The following is a 20,459-nucleotide window of genomic DNA, read 5'->3' on the forward strand; positions in this document are numbered from 1 at the left end:
CAGCTTTTTGAATGTGGTGTGCTTACGCCTGCCGCGCATGATGGAGCGCGAATGGCGTGAGCAGTGTGCTGAGCTAACTGGCACACCGCTGATTGAAGAACCACCGCTCAATCTTGCCTTCCCACCTTCTCGCTGCCCGCAGTGCGGGCATGTGATTTGTGCTTGGGAAAACATTCCTATCATCAGCTATGTATTTTTAAAAGGCCGCTGTTCCGGTTGCCAAGTAAAAATTTCTGCGCTATCCGTGGTTGAAGCCACCTGTGGGTTGTTGAGCGCAGTGGTGGCTTGGCATTTTGGCGCTACTTGGCAGTGCGCTGCCGCCTTGGTGTTGACTTGGAGTTTGCTGACGCTGGCGGTTATCGACTTCGACACACAACTACTGCCCGATGACATCACACTGCCGCTACTGTGGGCTGGCCTGCTACTCGCACTCGGCAATGTTTTTACCTCCTTAGAATCCGCTGTGATCGGCGCTGCGGCGGGCTATTTATCGCTATGGAGCGTGTACTGGCTGTTCAAGTTTGCCACCGGCAAAGAAGGCATGGGCTACGGTGATTTCAAGTTACTGGCCGCACTCGGCGCTTGGCTGGGCTGGCAGGCTTTACCGCAAATCATTTTGTTCTCTGCCTGCTCTGGCGCGGTATTGGGTCTGCTGATGATGGTGCTGCGCGGTCGTGATCGGCAAATTCCCATTCCTTTTGGCCCTTATCTGGCCATCGCCGGCTGGATCAGCCTAATGTGGGGCAATGACATCACAAACTGGTACTGGCAGTTCAGTGGGCTAGCGCCGTGAGCCGCTACATCGTCGGCCTCACGGGCGGCATAGGCAGCGGAAAATCGGCAGTAGCAGAACGATTTAGGCAACTCGGCATCACCGTGGTCGATGCCGATGTCTGTGCGCGCATTGTTGTAGAAATTGGCAAGCCCGCTCTGCAGGCCATTGCGGAGCATTTTGGCAACGAGATTTTGCAGGCAGATGGCACACTGAATCGCGCGGCACTGCGCCAAAAAGTTTTTGCCGACGAAGCCGAACGCAAATGGTTGGAAGCTCTGCTCCACCCACTCATTTTTGAAGAACTGTGGGCGCAACTGCAATCCGCCCCCAGTCCTTACGCCATTCTGGAATCACCGCTGTTGATTGAAGCGGGGCAGCACGCTATTTGTCAGCGCACCTTGGTGGTTGATGCGCCTGAAGCACTACAACTCGCGCGCGCCATGTCTCGCGATAACAATTCAGCCGAGCAAGTGAAAGCCATCATGGCAACGCAAGCAACGCGTGAGCAGCGACTCGCCAAGGCAGATGATGTCATTCTCAACGACAAGGATATTCATTCGTTAACGCAGGCTGTCGATCAGCTTCATCAAAGCTACCTCGACTTGGCGCACGCGTTCCAATAGCGATTTTTCTCGATCCATCTGTACAACAAAGCCAACAGGGGCGACTGTTGAAATATCTACGGCCATATAACCCGCGCCAGCACCCAATCCCGCATAGTAATAGCGAATATTCTCACCTTGCAGATAACTTTCATTCGCGCGATCTACAGGAAAACCGAGAATTTCTGTAGATTTTTTTCCAGCTTGCGCGATGTCTTTCTGAGCAGCTTGCAACGGCACATAATAATTTGTTTGAAAAAATAGATCTGGATCGACCATTCCTGCGACTGCTGATTTTTTTCGCCATTTTGCTAATTCTTCAGGCGGCATATCCACTGCAATCCATGTTGGCCTCAGAGTTTGCAGCAGCTTCACCTGCTTGGGCTCAACACCGTAATCTTTAAACGTTTGATAAGAAACTGAACGGAAAAAACCATCGGCATAAACGACAGCAGCGGGATGGGTTTGCCACACCGTCCACATACCGCCCGCTAGACAAGCCGCCTGCAATGCAGCAATAACAGACAAATCAAAGGGCAAACTTTTTTTACCCACCTTGTAAACGCACAGCGTCAACACAGGGCCAATAAAAAAGTCCACGCCAGCAATTAATTTGATGCCCTCAAGCCCGCCATCGTAGTGAAACAACAATCCGGGATACCAAAAGAAATAAATAATGGACGCTAAAACAAGAAACAGAAACACACTTACTACGATGTGTATCCCAAAAGCCTGCCAACGATTAGCGGGGCGGATGAACATGATGGTTTCCTAATAAGCGTCGGTACGAAGTTGTTTTTTACCATTGAACAATGATGACAAGCAAACACGCGCTGTGTTTCAACGGGGCATAAAAAAGGCCAACTAAAGTTGGCCTTGGAAATTGGTGGAGCTAAGCGGGATCGAACCGCTGACCTCTTGCATGCCATGCAAGCGCTCTCCCAGCTGAGCTATAGCCCCAAAATAGGGAGGCGGCATTCTACTGGCCATCCGCCCCGCAATCAACGCTCAGTCAAGCCCAGCGCGCGGTAATCTTTCTCCCACTGTTTGGCTTCTTTCTTGGATGCACCGCCCACTAATTGCAAAGCCTCACGCAAGCGCGCACGCACGAGATCGGCACCGAGCAGCGCCATCGCATCAAACAGCGGCGGCGCGGAAGTGGAGCCGGTCAGCGCAATAAACAGAGGTGGCAAGAACACTTTGATTTTGAGGTTCATCGCATCCGCCAAGCCTTTTAACGATGCATACAAATCATCTCGCTGCCAACTGCGCTGGGTATCCAGCATCCAACTGCTGTACTGCAATACGCGCCGCAACTGCTCTTCATCCATTTTCAGTACATCAAAATCCGCTTTACTCACCGGCGGCATACCAGAAAAGAAAAAACTCAGCAGTGCAGGCAGTTGCGAGAAGCGTTCAATGCGCGTTTGAATCAAGGGAATCATCGGCTTGAGATAATCCGCATTCAGCGCCCACTGCTGCACGCGCTGCGCAAAAGCCTCTGCATCGAGGTTTTCACGAATCCAACAGCCGTTCAGCCAATCCAGTTTTTCCACATCAAAAACGGGGCCGCCGAGCGTGATATTTTTCAAATCAAAATGCTGAAACATTTCAGCCAGCGTGAATTTTTCAGCTTCATTGGGCATAGACCAACCCATGCGCGCAAATAATTCAGCAGGGCTTCCGGCAAATAGCCCATACGGCGATAGTAGTTAATGCTAGTGGGATTTTTGCGTTTGCTGAGCTTGGATTTATCGGGATTGCGCGCAGCAGCGGCAAGTGACACAACACCGGCGCTTGCCAGCCAAAATATTGATAACAACAAATGTTTCGGCGCGGAATTAATCCACTCCTCACCGCGAATCACATGTGTATAATTTGCATCAAATGATCATCAACTACATTTGCCAAATGGTAGGTCGGCATGCCATCCGCTTTCATCAGCACTTGCATATCGACTTGTTGCCAGTCGATGACAATCTTTCCACGCAGCAAATCATCAATTTCACACTGCCCTTCTGCGGGAATTTTCATGCGAATAACATAAGGCTCGTTCGCCGCCAAACGGCGTTGCACTTCTTCTGACGACAACAACAAACCGCGACCATCGTATTTAGGCGTTTCACCGCGCGCTTGCTGCTCGGCACGCATTTGGTCGAGTTCTTCTGGCGTGGCAAAACAATAAAACGCGTGACCTTTTTCGATCAGTTGCAGCGCGTAATCTTTGTAAATCGCCATGCGCTCGCTTTGGCGGTACGGGCCGTGTGGGCCGCCGACATCAGGGCCTTCGTCCCAGTTCAGTCCCAACCAACGCAACGAATCAAAAATAGCCTGCTCGGACTCCGCTGTGCTGCGCGCTTGATCGGTGTCTTCAATACGCAAAATAAATTGTCCGCCGTGCTGGCGCGCAAAACACAAATTAAACAGTGCGATGTAGGCGGTGCCGACATGCGGATCACCAGTAGGGGAAGGAGCAATACGAGTGCGAACAGTGGTCATGGCGGCAAGCATTTGAGTGTGCGAAAGGAGGCGAATTATAGATTAAGCCTGCGCCATATCCGCTTCGCTGTATTTGTCATTACCCAGAATATGCAGATGCAGGTGAAATACCGTCTGCCCCGCACCTTCGCCGTTATTGATCAGCAAGCGAAAAGAATTGCCCACACCGTGCTGCTCGGCCAATTTGCCAGCCACCAACATCAAATGGCCGAGCAGGGCTTGGTCATCCGGTTGGGCATCTACCAAACGCGCAATCGCTTTTTTAGGGATGACTAACAAATGCACGGGCGCGCGCGGATGAATATCGCGAATGGCGATACAGTGCTCATCTTCGTACAGTTTTTCGGCGGGAATTTCGCCGCGAATGATCTTGCCAAAAATAGTGTCGGACATGGTGCACTCCAAAAACGAGGAAGACGCACATTGTCCGACAAAACAAGCCTGCGGTGTACGCCCTGAGCAGAGCCACACCGCAGCAACGGAGCACTAACCGCGTGAAAATCAGGCAGCGCGCGTCATCGCACGAGCACGATCTTCTTCCACATTGCCCAAAGGACGCACAGCGAATTTCTCCACCAAGACATTGAGCAAATTGGGCGTGAGGAAATGCGGCAGTGTTGGGCCAAGATGAATGTTGCGCACACCCAAGGCCAACAGCGTCAAAAACGCCGCAATCGCTTTTTGCTCGAACCATGAAATCACCAGCGTCAGCGGCAAATCATTTACGCTGCAATCAAAGGCTTTCGCTAATGCCAAAGCGATTTGAATGGCGGAATAACTATCATTGCACTGACCGACATCCAGCAGGCGCGGGATGCCACCGATGTCGCCGAAATTGTGACGGTTAAAACGGTATTTACCACAGCCAATCGTCATCACCACGCTGCGATCCGACGCGCCGGTCGCAAAATCTGAATAGTAATCACGCCCAGGCGCTGCGCCATCACAGCCGCCAATTAAAAAGAAATGCTCAATAGCACCGCTTTTCACGGCATCGACCACTTTATCCGCCACACCGAGTACTGCTTCACGACCAAAACCAATCGTAATAAATTGTTCGATTTGATCTTCAGCAAAACCAGCTTGTTGCAGAGCGCAATCAATCAACTGACTGTAATCTTTTTTACCGTGAGTACCCATATCGATATGCGGCACGCCATTCCAACCCACAGGGCCCGTGGTGAAAATTCGATCGCCGTAGCCATTCATATTCGGGTCGATCAAGCAGTTGGATGTCATCAAAATTGCGCCAGGAAATGCCGCAAATTCTGTTTGCTGGTTTTGCCAAGCTGTGCCGAAGTTACCCGCCAGATGTTTGAATTTTTTCAACTGTGGATAGCTGTGCGCCGGCAGCATTTCACCGTGCGTGTAGATGTTGATGCCTTTGCCTTCGGTTTGTTCCAGCAGATGATACAGATCGACAATATCGTGACCGCTCACCAAAATGGCTTTACCTTTCAACGGCGTAACGCGCACTTGCGTCGGCTCTGGAATACCAAAATTATCGCGATGCCCTGCATCTAACAGCTCCATAATTTTGAGGTTCATTTCGCCAATCTTTAAGCAAGTGTCCAACAGCGTTGCGATATCTTCTGGCTGATCCGCGAGGTAAGAAAAATATTGATGAAATAAACCGAATACTTCTTCACTTTCTTTGCCCAACATCATGGCGTGTTCGCAGTACGCTGCGCTGCCTTTCAATCCGTACAGCGCCAGACAGTTCAAACCGCGCACATCTAAATCTTCACGCTTGATCGTCGCTTCATGCGATTGCTCCATCAAACCATCCAGTGTTTTAGCTGGTTGGAACACGGCTGGCCCTGACAACACTTCTGGTGCGATGCCTTTTTTCTCGCAAGAAGCGAGATACATCGCTTTTGCCCAGCCGCGCACTTTTTCTGCGTCGGCAATCATTTTTACAAAACGCTCTGCGTCAAAATTGACATTAGTCAGCGTAGAAAATAACGCTGGTGGAATAAAACGATCGACAGCAGGATCCACAGCACCGAGCTGCCGCGCTCTATGCGCGTACTGTCCAATGCCTTGCAGTAGGTAAATCAAAATATCTTGTAATTCTGCTGTTTCTGCTTCCTTGCCACATTTTCCTTTCTTGAACTGACAGCCAGTAACTTTTTCATTAACAAGGGTTTGTTCACATTGAATACAGAACATACAGAAACGCTCCAGAAGTGTTTTGATAAGTGCGGGATTAAAGATATATCTAAAAAGACCGTTTGCCAGCAGCCATAAAAAACAAACTGGCCATTTATTGATTTGGATTATTTTTTTAAGAAAAAGCGATAACTTCTTTCTGCGCTTTGCGCGTAGAAACAGCATCAATCACACAAGAAAATTTCTCTTGTCGCACGATATCTGCTAATGAGTAACACTCTAATTCTTTATAAAAAGCTGTCTGTGCGCGACGCAGCGCACGGAGGCAAAGCACACGCGGGCAATATGACGCAGGATTGTGAGACAATCCACCAGTGGCGCTCTGCCTTCAAACTCAGCCACCACGACACCGATATTGATCGACTCTGCGGTTTGTTGCAGACGCAGCCCGCCACCTTTACCGCGCGCCGTTTTGAGGTAGCCCAGCTTGCCCAATTTGTGGACGACCTTGCGCAAATGCGCGAGCGAAATATCGTAAAAACTCGACAACTCATGCAGTGTTACCAATCGCTCCGAATGCATCGCGGAATACATCAGTACGCGCACTGCATAATCTGTAAAACGACTCAATCGCATGATTTAACCACTCTCAATCACTTATCTATCACTCATTCATCTATAAGTCGTGCTGACGCACAACGAGCCGCCGCGTATAGTCGAACCCATTCGATGACAACAGCTCGCGGAGACTGCTGTGAATCAAGCCACCACGCCGCACGCCAACACCATACCCACCGCAAAAGGGCTGCCCATCATCGGCTCCATACTGCAACTGGCGCGCAACCCTCTCACTGCTCTCATGGTAATGACACAAGAGAACGGCTCCATGTTCTTCATCAAGGTTTTGCACAAAAAAGTGCTGGTGATGGGCGGGGTAGATGTCAACCGTTTTATGAGTGAAGAAGGCAAAGACTGCATTATCTCGGGTGAGCAGTGGAAAGATTTGCGCGATTACTGGGAATCACCTCGTATGTTGATTGCGATGGATGGCCAGCCGCACATTGAGGAGCGCCGCCAATGGAAACGCTATCTTTCCCGTGAAGTGGCACACGGTGAACAAGATCAAATGTTTACCGTGATTCGGCAATTAGTGGACGGCTACACTGAACAAAACGAAGTATCCGCCAACTTATTCAGTCGCGCCTTGGTAACACGCGAACTCTCCTACTTATTTACCGGTGAAATCATTCAGTTACCAGATGATTTATCCGAATCCATCGGTGAATACCTAAAAATGTTATTGGTGGTCAAACTCAATAAAAGTTTGCCGAGTTTTGTATTGCACTTTCCTTCTTTTCGCCGTCACGAAAAACGCGTCAAAGCCTTTGGCGCAGATTTACTGCGTCGCGCACGCGGCAAATTAGACGAAGACAGTTTGTTTTCTATGATGATTAAACGCGTCGATGCCGACCCATCACGCAGTGAGGCGGAATTACTGCCCATCCTCATTACGCCGTTTATCGCTGGCCTCGACACACTCGCCAGCACGCTCACTTTCTTACTACAGGAATTGCTCAACAATCCCGCTTTGCTCAAACGCGTGCGCGACGAAATTGATGCTGCATGTGATGCAAATGATGGCCAGTTGCCGCTACCAGAAAATATGCGCACCATTCCCGCGCTGTTTGCCGTATGCCAAGAAACACTGCGTCGCTACCCCGTAGCGTTTGGCACACTGCGCCACGCGGCACAAGATTTTTCATACCAAGGTCATGCAGTAAAAAAAGGGCAACAAATCTTTTTCTTCACTGCGGCGCCGCATTTTGATGAACGCTATTTTCGCGGCGCAGATCAATTTGACATTGATCGCTTCCTCGAACCGCGCATGGAACAGCGTGCACGCTACGCCTTCTCACCTTACGGTCGCGGCCCGCATATTTGTTTAGGCGCAGCGCTGGCAGAAAGCATTTTTCTCTCCACCACCGCTTGCCTGCTGCGGCATTATGAATTCAGCGCCACCGAACCCGGCAAACGCTACCCGATGATTTTTAATCCAGGGCCCAGCTTGCCGAATCGGTTTCGCATGAAAATTAGCCATCGACAAATACCTTAAATAACGAGATATTTTTATGAACAAATGGCAAATCATTTTATTGATTCTGGTATTACTCAGCGGTGCGGCGTATTGGTTCGCCGCTATTCCCGCACGCGTTTTGCCCGATGGCAGCGAAAGTCTGCAATGGTTTCAAACAGGTGAATACAAAGTCATCACGGAAAATTTCAAAGCGGTTGACACCTCGCGCAAAACGCAAGCCAATAACGCGTTTGCAGGCAGCGATGTGCGTGTATTGAAAGGCAAGATCTGGCGGCCGGAAGGTTTGCAAAAACCGGGGCCACTGCTCGTTTACAGTCACGGTTTTATGTCTTTCCATCAGGAAGGTCTGTACCTTGTACGCTTTCTCGCCAGTCACGGCTACACCGTAGTGGCTGTTAATTATCCACTGACGAATTTCTTTGCGCCGGGCAAACCACTGGGCAGTGATGTGGTAAACCAGCCCGGCGATGTGAGCTTTCTCATCACCGCCTTGCTCAAACGCAACAGTGATGCCAGCGATGTACTGCACAACACAATTGACGAGAAAAAAATTGCGGTGGCCGGTGTATCGCTCGGCGGCATGACATCCACCCTCGTCACGTTCCATCGCAAGGTGCGCGACCCACGCATCACGGCTGCAATCTCGATTGCAGGGCCGGCCAATATGTTTACCGCCGATTTTTTCACCAGCACGAACACACCATTTATGATGATTGCCGGTGACGGCGATGCCATTATTCCCTTCGATAAAAATGCCGCACCCATTTCGCAAAAAGACCCGGGAAGTATTCTCGTCAATCTGAAAAATGCCTCGCACGCCGGTTTTGCACAACCGGCCTCTACCTTCATGCGCTTCATGGCAAACCCGGATACGCTCGGCTGCCGACAAGTCATCAAAGGTTTGAAAAACAAACCAGCCAATGAAAAGGAAATTGAATTCCTGCCCGGGCTGGATGCAGCGGCAGATGGCATCGACCTCAGTGACCACACCCTGCCCTGCACAGGCGAGATTCCACCTCGCACCATGCAAGCCGCCAGGCAACACATGTTTACCACGCTAGCGGCCTACAGCTTTTTGGAGAGCGTGTTTGCTGAGGATGCACCCGCACGCAGCGCCGCACGCCACTACCTACTGCAAACACTGCCAACAGAAAACAGCAGTGAAATAGCTGTCACTACCGGTCAGTCAGCGCAATAGCTAACTTGTTTGCCGGTGACGCGCCCTTTAGCGTACCGGCAACACTATTTAAGGAGAGCGCCACCATGACTGAGAAATGTCCCTTCCAGTTTGATTTGATGAATGCCGAGCGCATGGCGAAAGGCGTGCCGTTCGAAGATTTCAAAACCCTGCGCGAAAAATGCCCCGTGTCTTGGCAAGAAGACACGATTCGCAACGCAAATTTTTGGGCAGTGACCAAGCGCGACGATCTTGATTTTGTTTCCAAAAATCCCGAGCTGTTTTCTTCCAGCGAAAATCTCGCCCACCCTCAGCCGGGTGGCGATGATCCAGAAGCGATGGAAATCATGCGTCAGCTCATCATCAATATGGATCCACCGGATCACATCAAATACCGCCGCGTAGTGCGCAACGCTTTCACAGCCAAAGCCGTGGATGCACTGGAACCGATGATGCGCAAAAATGCTAAAGAAATCATCGACAAAATTGCTAAAAAAGGTGAATGCGAATTCGTCAGTGAAGTCGCCGCTGAGATGCCGTTGTTTGTTATCTGCGCTTTGATGGAAATGCCGTCAGAAGATAGGCAGAAGTTTTCAGATTTGGTGGACATCATGATCGGCATGGACGATCCAGAAATCGGCCAAACACCCGAAATGGGACAAGCCGCTGCTGCACAACTCTTTGAAATCGCCATGACTCTAGCTGTGCAACACAAGCTGAATCCCACCAAAGGTTCGGTATTGGACGCACTGCTCAACGGTGCGGTAGATGGTGAAAGCCTTGATGAATTTCAATTCTGTACGTTCTTTTTAATTCTGATTGCCGGCGGCGTGAGCCCCGATGCGCACTGCCACCAGTCAGGGCATGCGACTGCTGATGAAGTACCCGGATCAGTTACAAAAACTGGTGGATGATCCGACACTGATTCCCGTGCCATCGAAGAAATTTTGCGCTTCTATCCATCTTTCAACTTCATGCAACGCACCGCTAAACAAGATGTAAAAATTGGTGAGATGGATGTGAAAAAAGGCGACCTCGATGCGTATGTACTACCCATCCGCCAACCACGAAGCCGAAATTTTTGGCGAAGATGCGGAGGTGTTCGATGTAACACGCCGCCGCTTCCCCAATTTACGCAACGAACACAGAACATTTGGTGTGGGGCAGCATTTCTGCATCGGTTCACATTTGGCGCGCAAAGAATTGCTAGTGATGTTTGAAGAAATGATTCCGCGCATTCGCAATCCGCGTTTGGTCGGCGAACCACACTATTTGGTTTCCAACTTTATTCCCGCAATCAAATCGATGCATATTAAGTTTGATTCTGCCGTTTAATTTTTATTGTTTAGGAGCAACACATGGCCACTTTTCTGCCACTTAAACCTATCGACGAAAGTTTTTTTCGCACAGCCAACTTAATTGCCAGCGCCACCATGGAAGCCAACTGCCCGCCTGAGCGCTTGATGGAAACGCTCGCTGGCGATGTGGTATGGACGCAGTGGGCGCCGCCGCTGAAAAATGTGGAATGGACGACCGCCGCGCCACACGGACAGTTTTCTAAACGCACCGTCACTCTCGTCGGCGGGCAGCAGGTAAAAGAAAACTTTTTTATCTGGAAACCGAATCAACAAGTCGCGTTTTATGTAGAAGAAGGCACCATCCCCGGCATTGAAGCCTTTGCAGAAAACTACGACATCACCGTAAGCAACAACGGCCAAACCACGCATTTGAAATGGACAGTTGCCATACAAGTGACCGGCATCGGCGCGTTGTTTATTCCCGTGTCGCGCTTCTTTATGAATCTGTTGTTCAAGCGCTGGCTGCAAAATTACAAACGCATTTTGGAAAACATGGCGTAAATAATGAGCACACTTCCCTCCTGCCCCAGCTGTAATTCCAGTTTCACTTATGAAGATCGCGGTTTATTGATCTGCCCAGAGTGCGCGCACGAATGGCAAGCCAATGCTATCTCCGCACAAGATGAAGATCGTGTGATCAAAGATGCCAACGGCAATGTTTTAGTGGATGGCGACACCATCACCGTCATCAAAGACCTGAAAGTGAAAGGCACTTCCCTGGTCGTGAAAGTCGGCACCAAAGTGAAAAACATTCGCTTGGTGGACGGTGATCACGATATCGATTGCAAAATCGATGGCATCGGCGCGATGAAACTCAAATCAGAATTTGTACGCAAAGCCACTTAATTACCACAGCAAAAAAATGTTCAACGGGGCAGCGGTTCCATTAAGGCAACTGCGCCCCATTGAATACGCGTACGGATCCTGTATTCCTCAGCACCATTTTTCTAGCAATGTTTCTCACCATCACGGTTGTAGTGGTATCAGATTTAGCAGCGCCAACCGCCAAATCATTTTCACCGTCGTGGTTGAAATCACCTTGCCAGCTCAGCGCAGAACCAAAGTGATCATCTGCTTGCGCGCCGTTCAGTGTGGTGACGGGCGTGCTACTCAAACCGGAGAATATTTGTACGCTGCCAGCATCTCTGCCGGTCACATCCGTTAGCGGAGCGCCGACTGCCCATCGTGCGCCGTTTGCTGCTGCACTGATCGATGAGCCCAATGCATCCCCGCGCTTAGTGCCGTAAACCGTCAGCAGCGCATCACTCGTGCCTGTGTTGCTGTCATACACAGACGCTCGCCCTGCGCGCATCAATTTTCTCGTTCTTCCGTTTACCACTTCAAAAGCATCGCCAAACGGCGCACCAACATACAAACGGCGTTGGTTATCGATAGCAACTGCCGAGCCAAAGTATCCCGTTTCGCTGCGCGTATACAGCAAGTTATTGCTGATGCCGTTATAGACATAAACGCTGCCGCCATTTCTTGCTTTTGCATCGCTCCACGGCGCGCCAACGATCAGATCAGGGCTGCCATCTGCGTCAGCGTTGCCCACCGCAACCGCTGCACCGAAGTGATCGCCCGCGTAACTGCCTTCTGCAATCACATTCAGCAAAGTGCCATCTGCACCGGAATACAGCGCCACTCGGCCTGCGGCAGTCAGCGTGCGAGGTCGATTGTTCACCGTGACCACAACCTTCGCCAACGGCTCGCCAACGATGACATCCGGCACGCCGTCACCATTTTGATCGGGCGCAACAGCGATTGCCGTGCCCAGTTGCTGATTTCTTTGTGTGCCAGCCAAGGTGCGTAGCACCGTGCCATTTGCACCCGACACCACTTGAATCGTACCGGCAGCTCTCAGCGATAACGGCCTGCCATTCGCCCCTGGCACAACCACGGTGGCAAACGGCGAGCCAATCAACACATCGTCCACACCGTCGCCATTCATGTCTGCGACCGCAACGCTGCTACCGAGTAGCTCACTTCTTTCCACGCCGTCCTGCTGTAGCAGTAATAGCGCGTTTTGCGGGAAAAGGTCGCAGGCATCACCCATGCCATCGCCATCGGTGTCGAGCTGATCCGTGTTGACTACGGCTGGGCAGTTGTCGCTGCTATCCACCACGCTATCGCCATCACTATCTGGCTCACCATTCGGCGTAGGGTCGGCGTTGTCACCAATGCCATCGCCGTCCGTATCAACAGATTCAGTGGCATCGAGTGGAAAGACATCATCCACATCGAGAACACCGTCATTATCGTCGTCGGTATCTTCAATCAGCGTTGAGCCTACGCGCAGATCATCAATATAAATTTCTGAAAAAGAACCCGTCATGACTCCTGTTTCTACTTTCATAGCAACAGTATTGGCTCCAGGAGTCACCTGCACCTCGCAGAAATACCACGCACCGGCAGGGGTGCAGGAGGATGCGTAGACAGGGACACCATTGATTTCTACGAAATATCGACCACCCACCAAAATAGAACCGCGCTGGTACCAAGAAATACTGGCACCGGTCTGCAATGAAGCCGTTAATGTTGCAGTATTTGCTTGATGCGAAGCATCTCGATAAGTTTTTAAATGCAGCGAATGTGAAGGGCTCACGCTGTAGGTTGTCGAGACATCCCAACTCGCTCCCGCCGTCGAAAGCATCGTGTTAAACACCCAACCAACACCCGCACCGGATTCAAAATCATTGAATACCGGTATTTTTAACTGATCAATGCTGTCTGGTTTACCGTCACCGTCCGTGTCGGTTGTTGCTTCTGCGTTGTTGGGGAAAGCGTCACAAGCATCACCTACGCCGTCACCATCAATATCAAGCTGGTCAGCATTGGCAACAGATGGACAGTTATCACCTTGCAAATTCGCAGGTGGTGTTCCGGTTGGATTGGAATAACCCTGAGGACAACAATTGGCACCCCATTGCCCCATAAAACCACAGTTCTGGCTTGCTTGTTGACCCAAGCTATAGGTCAAGACGCTATCGTTATCCGTATCTTTTGAACACCAGTATGTTTGCGCTGCGGCAACATTGATAAATGCTAGAAAAATAGCCGCAAATAAAAAAACGCTATTCAACCCGTGTCGGCGATTCATCGGTATTTCCTTTTTTATTTTTAGTTTATGGCTCGATTATACCCCCCGCACATGCTGGCAACGCGCAGCGAGAAGCGTAGTTTTGCCCTCCGCGCAAGCTCTCTATTGAAGTGCCTTTCCAGTATCATTCTGCCTCTTTTTACACGGCCAGCCCGCCTGAGAGGTGAACACCATGACACCGGATGAACAGAAAAAAGCCTTTGAAGCCGAGCTCTACACTTGGGTAGGCAAGGAAATCGCGCCGCCCACGGCGGGTTTGGATACCGTGAACGAGGCGATGATTCGTCACTGGTGTGAAGTGATGGGTGATACCAACCCCGCTTACACCGCTGCCGCCGCGCAAACCGCAAAAGGCAGCATGATTGCACCGCCCACGATGCTGCAAGCGTGGAGTATGGAAGGCTACCCGATGGCGTTTGCTGATTCGCAAGATCCATCCACGATGGACGGCCAACGCAAGCTGCACCGCTTTATGGAAGACCACGGTTTTACCGGCGTGTTGGGCACGAATTGCGATCAGGAATATTTTCGCGATTTGAAGCCGGGCGACACTGTTATCGCACACACCAAAATTCATTCCATCTCCGAAGAAAAAGCCACCGGCATGGGCACGGGCTATTTCATTGAGACGCGCACGGAATTCACCGATCAAAATAAAGAATTAGTCGGCACGATGTTGTTCCGCGTGTTGAAATTCAAACCCGCGCAAGCTGCAAAACCTGTGGCAGAAAATGCGCAAGAAGAAAACAAAGCACCGACGCGCGCGAAATCTGTGCGCGGTCACGACAACGCGTGGTGGTGGGAGCAACTGGAAAAAAATAAAGTGGTGGCGATTCAGCGCTGCAAATCGTGTTCGACTTTGCGTCATCCGCCACGCCCGTTTTGTAATCAGTGCCAAAGCGGCGAATGGGATTTTGTCGCTTCAAAATTGGATGGCGAAATTTTCAGTTTTGTGGAATTACACTACCCAGAAATCCCCGGCTACACCTATCCGCTGATGTGCGCGGTGATCACGCTCGATGAAGGCACGCGCATTCTGTCAAATATCATCGACTGCAAACCGGAAGATGTACAAATTGGCAAACGCGTGAAAGGCGAAATCATGCAAGTGGATGCGGACAATGTGTTGCCGCAATTCAGATTGGTGTGAGGGGATAACAATGAGCAAACAAACATTAAAATTTTCTGCGGTGAATGTCGGCGATAAATTGCCGGGCATGGATATCGACATCAATGTCAGTTTTATCGTCGCGGGTGCTGTCGCTTCACGCGATTTCACGCCCGTGCATCACAACAAAGGCGCGGCGAATGCGTCGGGCTTGGCGAATGTGTTTCCCAACATTCTCACTGACAACGGTTTGGTCGGGCGTTATGCAACGGATTGGGCGGGCCCAGACAGCACGCTGAAACGCGTCAACATCAAACTCGGCGCACCCGTGCAACCGGGCGAAGTATTGAAATTTACTGGCGAAGTGGCAGCGAAAGATGATGCGAACAGCATCGTCGATGTAAAAGTCACCGCCAAAGGCAACTGGGGCATGCACCTCGACGGCATCGTCCGTGTGCAGTTGCCGCAGTAAGGAGAATTGAAAATGAAAATTGCAGATTTAAAAAACAAAGCCGCGATTGTCGGCGCAGGCAACACCGAGTTTTCTAAAAACTCTGGTCGCAGTGAATTGTCACTCGCGTGTGAAGCGATTCTCGCTGCATTGAACGATGCCGGTTTGAAACCGTCGGATGTGGACGGCATGGTGACTTACACCATGGACAACAACGATGAAATCGAAATTGCGCGCGCGATTGGCTGCAACGATTTGTCGTACTACTCGCGCGTGCCGCACGGCGGCGGCGCAGGCACCGGCACCATTCAACAAGCGGCGATGGCGATTGCCACCGGCGCGGCAGAAGTCGTGGTGTGCTGGCGCGCGCTTAACGGTCGCTCTGGTCACCGTTATTCTGGCGGTGTGTCAGGCGATATCGTCACCGGCGACATGATTCACTACGGCTGGTACATTCCTTACGGCTTGCTCACGCCGGCTTCGTGGGTGTCCATGTATCACAAACGCTACGAACATTTGTTTGGCGATACTAAAGACGCATTGGCAGAAATTGCCATCACCACGCGCCAATACGCGACCACCAATCCCAATGCGTTTTTCCATAACCGTCCGTTAACGCGCGCGGAATACGACAACGCAAAAGCGATTTCTCTGCCGTTCAAACTCTACGATTGCTGCCAAGAATCTGACGGCGGCAGCGCGGTGATTTTGACTACGCCAGAACGCGCCAAGCACTTGAACAAAATGCCAGTGTTTGTGAAAGGCGTGGGCGCATACGCGGATAAAAACACCGAAGCGATGACCAACTTTTACGCCGACGAAATCGCGCAAATTCCTGCGATGGATCTGGCTGCAAAACAGGCTTATGCGCAAGCAGGCATGAAGCCAGATGACATCGACGCCGCCATCATCTACGACGCCTTCACCGCGATCGTGATGTGGCAGCTCGAAAGCTGGGGCTTTGCCGCGCAGGGTAAATCAGCAGACTTCATCAATTCTGGCGCACTGCGTCCCGATGGCCGTCTGCCGACCAACACCCACGGCGGCCAGTTGTCTGAGGCTTATATTCACGGCATGAACGGCATCGTCGAAGGCGTGCGTTTGGTGCGCGGTGAGTCGCTCAATCAACCGAAAAAAGCCGTCAACAATGTGGTGGTGACTTCCGGTGTCGGCGTGCCAACCGGTGGGATGATTATCGGCAAGTAGGCCAACGAAAAAGGCACCGCGAGGTGCCTTTTTGTTTTTATGGAGTGGTGATTCGCTCGGCGGCCTCAGATAGGCACTTGAGCTTTCAAATGAAGAAAAAGATTTACACCAGTTTCTTCTTTGCGTACTTCAATATTTTCCTTCCTAAACCCTGATTCAAGGGCTAAACACATCAATGTATGCGGGCTTCTGTGGTGAAGCTTCCAGTCAAACAATTCCATATAGGCTCTGCTGGGGTTTTTTGTCAAAGAAATGCAGCAAATCGCGGCCTGGGCCACTGGCAATGTTCAGTACTTCCGGTGGTTTTCAGTGCGCGCGGAGCAATGATTTAATAGCAATGCATTCAGATAGTGCGCTCTGTTTCTAACAGCCTGAGCTGCCGGATGGCTTTGCCAAAATGTATCCCATCTGGCTAAATGCTGCAGAGGTGATACATGATTTTGATAAAACTTGTCTATTATCTCGAAGTCGCCGGCATAGCCGTGCGGTTTGTGCAGTACAAAGCCTTGCATGGTTCCAGCAGAAGCAGCATCACCGAGCAAGCCAACCAGTTCTTCAATGTCTTGGCTGTTTAGCTTCCCTGATGCAGATTGTTCGGATACTTCGATGATCCACGCATCAAGGTCATAGTAATCATTCTGTTCTGGCCCGTCTTTTGCCATTAAAGACATTAAATAACTTCTGTGTCGATCCATTACATTTTCTCAATTCGGTGGTTATTAGCTTCTGGGATGGCAGCTGATAGGCTGCCTGCACACCGCCGAATCCTAGTCTGCACGGGGGGGGGGTAGTCAAGCTGACTGGTGTTGCGCTGTGACGGCAAGGCGTCTTTACTCGACCCACCCCCTGCAGGCATTCTCTTGTGGCTCACTTAGAGCTGCATTGCCAAGACCATTTCAAAGACCTATTATTTGGTTTCAAGTTTACAGCCCGGAGGCATAAGCCATGACTTACCAAATGCTCACAGAAACGGCTGCTAGCATTTCAGAGCTAAAAGCCAACCCCATGAAAGTGGTGGCTAGCGCACACGGGATGCCCATAGCCGTGCTGAACCGGAACGAACCTGCATTTTATTGTGTGCCTGCTGCTGCCTATGAAGCCATGATGGAGATGATCGACGATGTAGAACTGCTGAAAATCGTGCGGGAAAGGCAGCAAGAGAAAAGCATCCCTGTGTCGCTCAATGATTTATAAACTTGAATTCAAGGACTCGGCGCTGAAGGAATGGCGCAAATTGGGGCATACCGGAAGAGAGCAATTCAAGAAGAAGCTGGCTGAAAGACTGGAGAATCCGCATGTTCCTAGCGCTGCACTGTCTGGCGCAGCAAGCACTTATAAAATCAAATTGCGCCAAGCCGGTTATCGCTTGGTTTACTCTGTTGAAAATGAAACGGTAACAGTGACTGTCATTGCTGTTGGAAAACGCGACCGTAACGAAATTTATGAAATAGCACTGTCTCGGTTGCAGCCCTAGCGGTAGCGAAGCAAGGGATAGAATGTGCGCTACATGAAGGAGAACCACCCATGAATCAAACGCCCCCACGCTGGCTACAGCGGCTAGCGAATTACCGGCTGGCTTATCAGCAATTAACCAATGCCGTGACGCTGACTGGGCAACGCCCGCTGAGTGATCTGGAACAACAGGGGCTGATTCAAGCCTTTGAATACACCCACGAGCTGGCGTGGCATGTGATGAAGGACTACTTCGTTTGGCAAGGTCACACCAATATCACCGGCTCGCGCGATGCCACGCGGGAGGCATTCCAGCAAGGGCTGGTAAGCGATGGCGAAGGCTGGATGGAAATGATCAGCAGCCGCAACCAAACATCGCACACCTATAACAAGGCGGTGGCTGATGCCGTTGCGAGCCGTATCACCCAGCACTATTTCGCGCTGTTCACGCAGTTCTTAGGCAAGATGACTGACTTGGCAACACAGATGGAAAACACTCCTTGAACGAAGCACTAGAACAACTGGCTGCCCGCGCCAATTTACCGGTAGCGGCGCTGGAGCAAATCTACACAGCTCTAGCAAAAGAAGCGACTGTGCAACGAGCATTGCTCTATGGTTCACGCGCACGAGGTACGGCAAGAAATACTTCCGATATCGACATCGCACTGGATGGCGACACGCTTTCATTGGCACACAAAGCACGGCTAGAGCAAGTGTTGGATGACTTGCTGCTGCCTTGGAAGATCGATCTATGTGTGTTGCGCGATGTCGATAATGCCGACTTGCTAGCCAACATCCAACAAGACGGCCAGCTCCTGTACCAAAGAAAATCCAGCTGATCGCTGTTTTCAACGCCCCCCTGCTCCGCTACAATGCCGCGCTTCGTTTAATCCAATAAATTACAAAACCGGTCGAGCTGCTGCCCATCTGATGTTCAAACATAAAGAAGACATTCTTCCAGTGTCCCTGATACTGGCGCTGACAGTGGTCGACTTCACCCTGTATTTCACGGTTGAGAGCTTGCCGCTGCTGGTGGGCTACTGGCTGTTGATGCTGGTGCCTAAGGGCGTGATCTGCGCATGGAATCATCATCACCAGCACACCATGACTTTCCGCCACCCTGTGCTGAATCGCCTGCTGGAGCAGGCTTACGCGCTACACACCGGCGCGACTAGCAACCTGTGGGTGCTGCACCATGTGTTGGGGCATCACCACAACTTCTTGGATCAAACCAAAGACGAAAGCGGCTGGACGCGCAAAGACGGCAGCACCATGGGGGAGCTGGAATACTCGTTCAACATCGCTGGCACGGCTTACTGGCGCGGCTATCAAGTCGGCAAACGCTACCCGAAAGTGCAGAAGGTCTACCTCATCTTCACGGCACTGACCGTTGCCCTGCTCGCGTTGCTGCTGTGGCTGAAACCGATGCAAGCGACTTTCCTTTTCGTACTGCCAATGATCGTGAGCCTGCTGTTCACCTCATGGGTAACTTACGATCACCACAGCGGACTGCACACCGACAATCAATTCGAAGCCTCACACAACATCATGGGGCACTGGTTTAATCTGCTGACCGGCAATCTCGGCTACCACACCGCGCACCACTACAAACAGGGTGTACACTGGTCAAAATTGCCTGCGTTACACGAGCAAATCAAAGGCAAGATTCCAACGCACTTGTACCGCAAATCTTCGTTCGATATGTTGCTGCCAAACTGATCTACATCAACAACACAGCTTTATCACTCCGTAAAAAAGCGCCTCCGCGTTTTTTTTATGCGCCATAATTACGCAACATATTCACGCCACCACAGAATCTCACTCGCTCATGCAAGATTTTCGCCCTTGTCTTGTTATTCCCGTTTACAACCACGGCACACTGATTGATGCCACATGGCAGCGGCTGCGCGATTTCGATTTGCCGTGCTTTTTGATTGATGATGGCAGTAACGCTGCAACAAAAACTGCGCTAGAAAAACTCGCTGCTGCTGAAAACAACATCACACTGCTGCGTTTACCGTCGAACCAAGGCAAAGGCGCTGCTGTACTACGCGGCATAGCTGAGGCACAACAACAAGGCTACACACACGCATTACAAATTGATGCCGATGGCCAACACAACACCGCCGACATTCCCGAGCTGCTTGCACTCGCTGAAAAAAATCCCCACGCATTAATCAGCGGTGCGCCGCAGTACGGCAACGACATTCCGAAAGCGCGTTTATACGGCCGTTACATCACGCATTTTTGGGTGTGGGTCGAAACATTGTCGTTCGATATTGTCGATTCCATGTGTGGTTTTCGCGTTTATCCCATCGCCGCCACGCACGCGTTGATGCAGAACACAGCCATCGAGCAACGCATGGCATTTGATACCGACATCATGGTGCGTTTGTATCGCGCCGGCACGCCGGTGCATTTTTTACCGACGCACGTCTCGTATCCAGAAAACGGTATTTCGCATTTTCGACCGCTGCGCGACAACCTTGAAATCAGTTGGATGCACACGCGTTTGGTCAGTTTA

General features: G+C 51.0%; 25 protein-coding genes, 1 tRNA gene and 1 pseudogene. 17 read left to right on the forward strand and 10 right to left on the reverse strand.

Features of this window, described 5'->3' with window-relative positions; all coding sequences use genetic code 11:
• The first annotated feature begins 37 nt into the window (after window positions 1-37).
• Both R3E63_02940 and coaE read left to right on the forward strand, forming a co-directional pair.
• Window positions 38-793 (forward strand): A24 family peptidase, encoded by a 756-nt coding sequence (locus R3E63_02940; GenBank protein MEZ5538918.1) that lies wholly within the window; start codon window positions 38-40, stop codon window positions 791-793.
• Window positions 790-1,398 carry a dephospho-CoA kinase gene (coaE, locus tag R3E63_02945; protein ID MEZ5538919.1) on the forward strand — a complete coding sequence of 203 codons (609 nt, stop codon included), beginning with the start codon at window positions 790-792 and terminating at the stop codon, window positions 1,396-1,398. Before R3E63_02940 ends, coaE begins: the two co-directional genes overlap by 4 nt.
• Here coaE and R3E63_02950 read toward each other — a convergent pair.
• The 8 genes from R3E63_02950 to R3E63_02985 all read right to left on the reverse strand — a co-directional run bounded on the left by R3E63_02950 (window position 1,336) and on the right by R3E63_02985 (window position 6,624).
• Entirely contained in the window at window positions 1,336-2,139 is an 804-nt protein-coding gene (locus R3E63_02950; protein ID MEZ5538920.1) for a hypothetical protein, read from the reverse strand. The genes coaE and R3E63_02950 overlap by 63 nt on opposite strands.
• A 122-nt stretch (window positions 2,140-2,261) precedes the next feature.
• Window positions 2,262-2,337 (reverse strand) — tRNA-Ala (locus R3E63_02955).
• 41 nt (window positions 2,338-2,378) lie between these two features.
• Complete coding sequence (locus R3E63_02960) at window positions 2,379-3,023, reverse strand: hypothetical protein (GenBank protein ID MEZ5538921.1); 645 nt, start codon at window positions 3,021-3,023, stop codon at window positions 2,379-2,381.
• Entirely contained in the window at window positions 2,966-3,244 is a 279-nt protein-coding gene (locus tag R3E63_02965; protein MEZ5538922.1) for a glutamate--tRNA ligase family protein, read from the reverse strand. Before R3E63_02965 ends, R3E63_02960 begins: the two co-directional genes overlap by 58 nt.
• Window positions 3,241-3,876: a glutamate--tRNA ligase family protein gene (locus R3E63_02970; GenBank protein MEZ5538923.1), complete on the reverse strand. Its 636-nt coding sequence runs from the start codon at window positions 3,874-3,876 to the stop codon at window positions 3,241-3,243. The genes R3E63_02965 and R3E63_02970 overlap by 4 nt, the downstream gene beginning before the upstream one ends.
• 42 nt (window positions 3,877-3,918) lie before the next feature.
• On the reverse strand, window positions 3,919-4,269 hold the full coding sequence (locus tag R3E63_02975) for a histidine triad nucleotide-binding protein (protein MEZ5538924.1): 351 nt from the start codon (window positions 4,267-4,269) through the stop codon (window positions 3,919-3,921).
• A 108-nt stretch (window positions 4,270-4,377) separates the two neighbouring features.
• A complete protein-coding gene (gene hcp / locus R3E63_02980) occupies window positions 4,378-6,048 on the reverse strand; it encodes a hydroxylamine reductase (protein MEZ5538925.1) in 1,671 nt (556 codons plus the stop codon).
• Between the two features lie 219 nt (window positions 6,049-6,267).
• Complete coding sequence (locus tag R3E63_02985) at window positions 6,268-6,624, reverse strand: Rrf2 family transcriptional regulator (GenBank protein ID MEZ5538926.1); 357 nt, start codon at window positions 6,622-6,624, stop codon at window positions 6,268-6,270.
• Between the two features lie 118 nt (window positions 6,625-6,742).
• Between R3E63_02985 and R3E63_02990 the strand changes: the two genes are divergently transcribed.
• The 6 genes from R3E63_02990 (at window position 6,743) to R3E63_03015 (ending at window position 11,464) form a co-directional block, all read left to right on the forward strand.
• A complete protein-coding gene (locus R3E63_02990; protein ID MEZ5538927.1) occupies window positions 6,743-8,101 on the forward strand; it encodes a cytochrome P450 in 1,359 nt (452 codons plus the stop codon).
• Between the two features lie 16 nt (window positions 8,102-8,117).
• Complete coding sequence (locus R3E63_02995; GenBank protein ID MEZ5538928.1) at window positions 8,118-9,281, forward strand: hypothetical protein; 1,164 nt, start codon at window positions 8,118-8,120, stop codon at window positions 9,279-9,281.
• A 65-nt stretch (window positions 9,282-9,346) separates the two neighbouring features.
• A complete protein-coding gene (locus R3E63_03000) occupies window positions 9,347-10,174 on the forward strand; it encodes a hypothetical protein (protein MEZ5538929.1) in 828 nt (275 codons plus the stop codon).
• A gap of 124 nt (window positions 10,175-10,298) precedes the next feature.
• A complete protein-coding gene (locus R3E63_03005) occupies window positions 10,299-10,595 on the forward strand; it encodes a cytochrome P450 (protein ID MEZ5538930.1) in 297 nt (98 codons plus the stop codon).
• Window positions 10,596-10,618: 23 nt separating this feature from the next.
• Window positions 10,619-11,119, forward strand: a complete 501-nt coding sequence (locus tag R3E63_03010; protein ID MEZ5538931.1) for an SRPBCC family protein — start codon at window positions 10,619-10,621, stop codon at window positions 11,117-11,119.
• 3 nt (window positions 11,120-11,122) lie between these two features.
• Window positions 11,123-11,464, forward strand: a complete 342-nt coding sequence (locus R3E63_03015) for a zinc ribbon domain-containing protein YjdM (GenBank protein ID MEZ5538932.1) — start codon at window positions 11,123-11,125, stop codon at window positions 11,462-11,464.
• Window positions 11,465-11,504: 40 nt separating this feature from the next.
• Here R3E63_03015 and R3E63_03020 read toward each other — a convergent pair whose 3' ends face one another.
• On the reverse strand, window positions 11,505-13,718 hold the full coding sequence (locus tag R3E63_03020) for a thrombospondin type 3 repeat-containing protein (protein ID MEZ5538933.1): 2,214 nt from the start codon (window positions 13,716-13,718) through the stop codon (window positions 11,505-11,507).
• Between the two features lie 172 nt (window positions 13,719-13,890).
• On the opposite strand from R3E63_03020, the gene R3E63_03025 reads away from it, so the two are divergent.
• From R3E63_03025 to R3E63_03035, 3 genes are read left to right on the forward strand one after another with little or no spacing between them, the layout of a single operon-like run.
• Window positions 13,891-14,868, forward strand: a complete 978-nt coding sequence (locus tag R3E63_03025; protein MEZ5538934.1) for a MaoC family dehydratase N-terminal domain-containing protein — start codon at window positions 13,891-13,893, stop codon at window positions 14,866-14,868.
• Between the two features lie 10 nt (window positions 14,869-14,878).
• Window positions 14,879-15,298 carry an acyl dehydratase gene (locus R3E63_03030; protein MEZ5538935.1) on the forward strand — a complete coding sequence of 140 codons (420 nt, stop codon included), beginning with the start codon at window positions 14,879-14,881 and terminating at the stop codon, window positions 15,296-15,298.
• Between the two features lie 12 nt (window positions 15,299-15,310).
• Window positions 15,311-16,483, forward strand: coding sequence for a lipid-transfer protein (locus R3E63_03035; protein ID MEZ5538936.1), 1,173 nt, complete (start codon window positions 15,311-15,313; stop codon window positions 16,481-16,483).
• Window positions 16,484-16,770: 287 nt separating this feature from the next.
• Here the strand turns inward: R3E63_03035 and R3E63_03040 are convergent, their stop codons facing one another.
• The gene (locus R3E63_03040; GenBank protein MEZ5538937.1) at window positions 16,771-17,154 is read right to left on the reverse strand and encodes a hypothetical protein; all 384 of its coding nucleotides are present in this window, start codon (window positions 17,152-17,154) and stop codon (window positions 16,771-16,773) included.
• A 274-nt stretch (window positions 17,155-17,428) separates the two neighbouring features.
• On the opposite strand from R3E63_03040, the gene R3E63_03045 reads away from it, so the two are divergent.
• The 6 genes and pseudogenes from R3E63_03045 to R3E63_03070 all read left to right on the forward strand — a co-directional run bounded on the left by R3E63_03045 (window position 17,429) and on the right by R3E63_03070 (window position 20,450).
• Window positions 17,429-17,677: a type II toxin-antitoxin system Phd/YefM family antitoxin gene (locus R3E63_03045; protein MEZ5538938.1), complete on the forward strand. Its 249-nt coding sequence runs from the start codon at window positions 17,429-17,431 to the stop codon at window positions 17,675-17,677.
• A complete protein-coding gene (locus tag R3E63_03050; GenBank protein ID MEZ5538939.1) occupies window positions 17,667-17,957 on the forward strand; it encodes a type II toxin-antitoxin system RelE/ParE family toxin in 291 nt (96 codons plus the stop codon). The genes R3E63_03045 and R3E63_03050 overlap by 11 nt, the downstream gene beginning before the upstream one ends.
• A 50-nt stretch (window positions 17,958-18,007) precedes the next feature.
• A complete protein-coding gene (locus R3E63_03055) occupies window positions 18,008-18,439 on the forward strand; it encodes a nucleotidyltransferase substrate binding protein (GenBank protein MEZ5538940.1) in 432 nt (143 codons plus the stop codon).
• On the forward strand, window positions 18,436-18,774 hold the full coding sequence (locus R3E63_03060) for a nucleotidyltransferase domain-containing protein (GenBank protein MEZ5538941.1): 339 nt from the start codon (window positions 18,436-18,438) through the stop codon (window positions 18,772-18,774). The genes R3E63_03055 and R3E63_03060 overlap by 4 nt, the downstream gene beginning before the upstream one ends.
• Before the next feature lie 91 nt (window positions 18,775-18,865).
• Window positions 18,866-19,654: a fatty acid desaturase gene (locus R3E63_03065; GenBank protein MEZ5538942.1), complete on the forward strand. Its 789-nt coding sequence runs from the start codon at window positions 18,866-18,868 to the stop codon at window positions 19,652-19,654.
• Window positions 19,655-19,763: 109 nt separating this feature from the next.
• Window positions 19,764-20,450 (forward strand): annotated as a pseudogene (locus tag R3E63_03070) (glycosyltransferase family 2 protein).
• Window positions 20,451-20,459: the final 9 nt, after the last annotated feature.

Source organism: Pseudomonadales bacterium (genome assembly GCA_041395665.1).
Classification (GTDB): Bacteria; Pseudomonadota; Gammaproteobacteria; order Pseudomonadales; family UBA7239; genus UBA7239.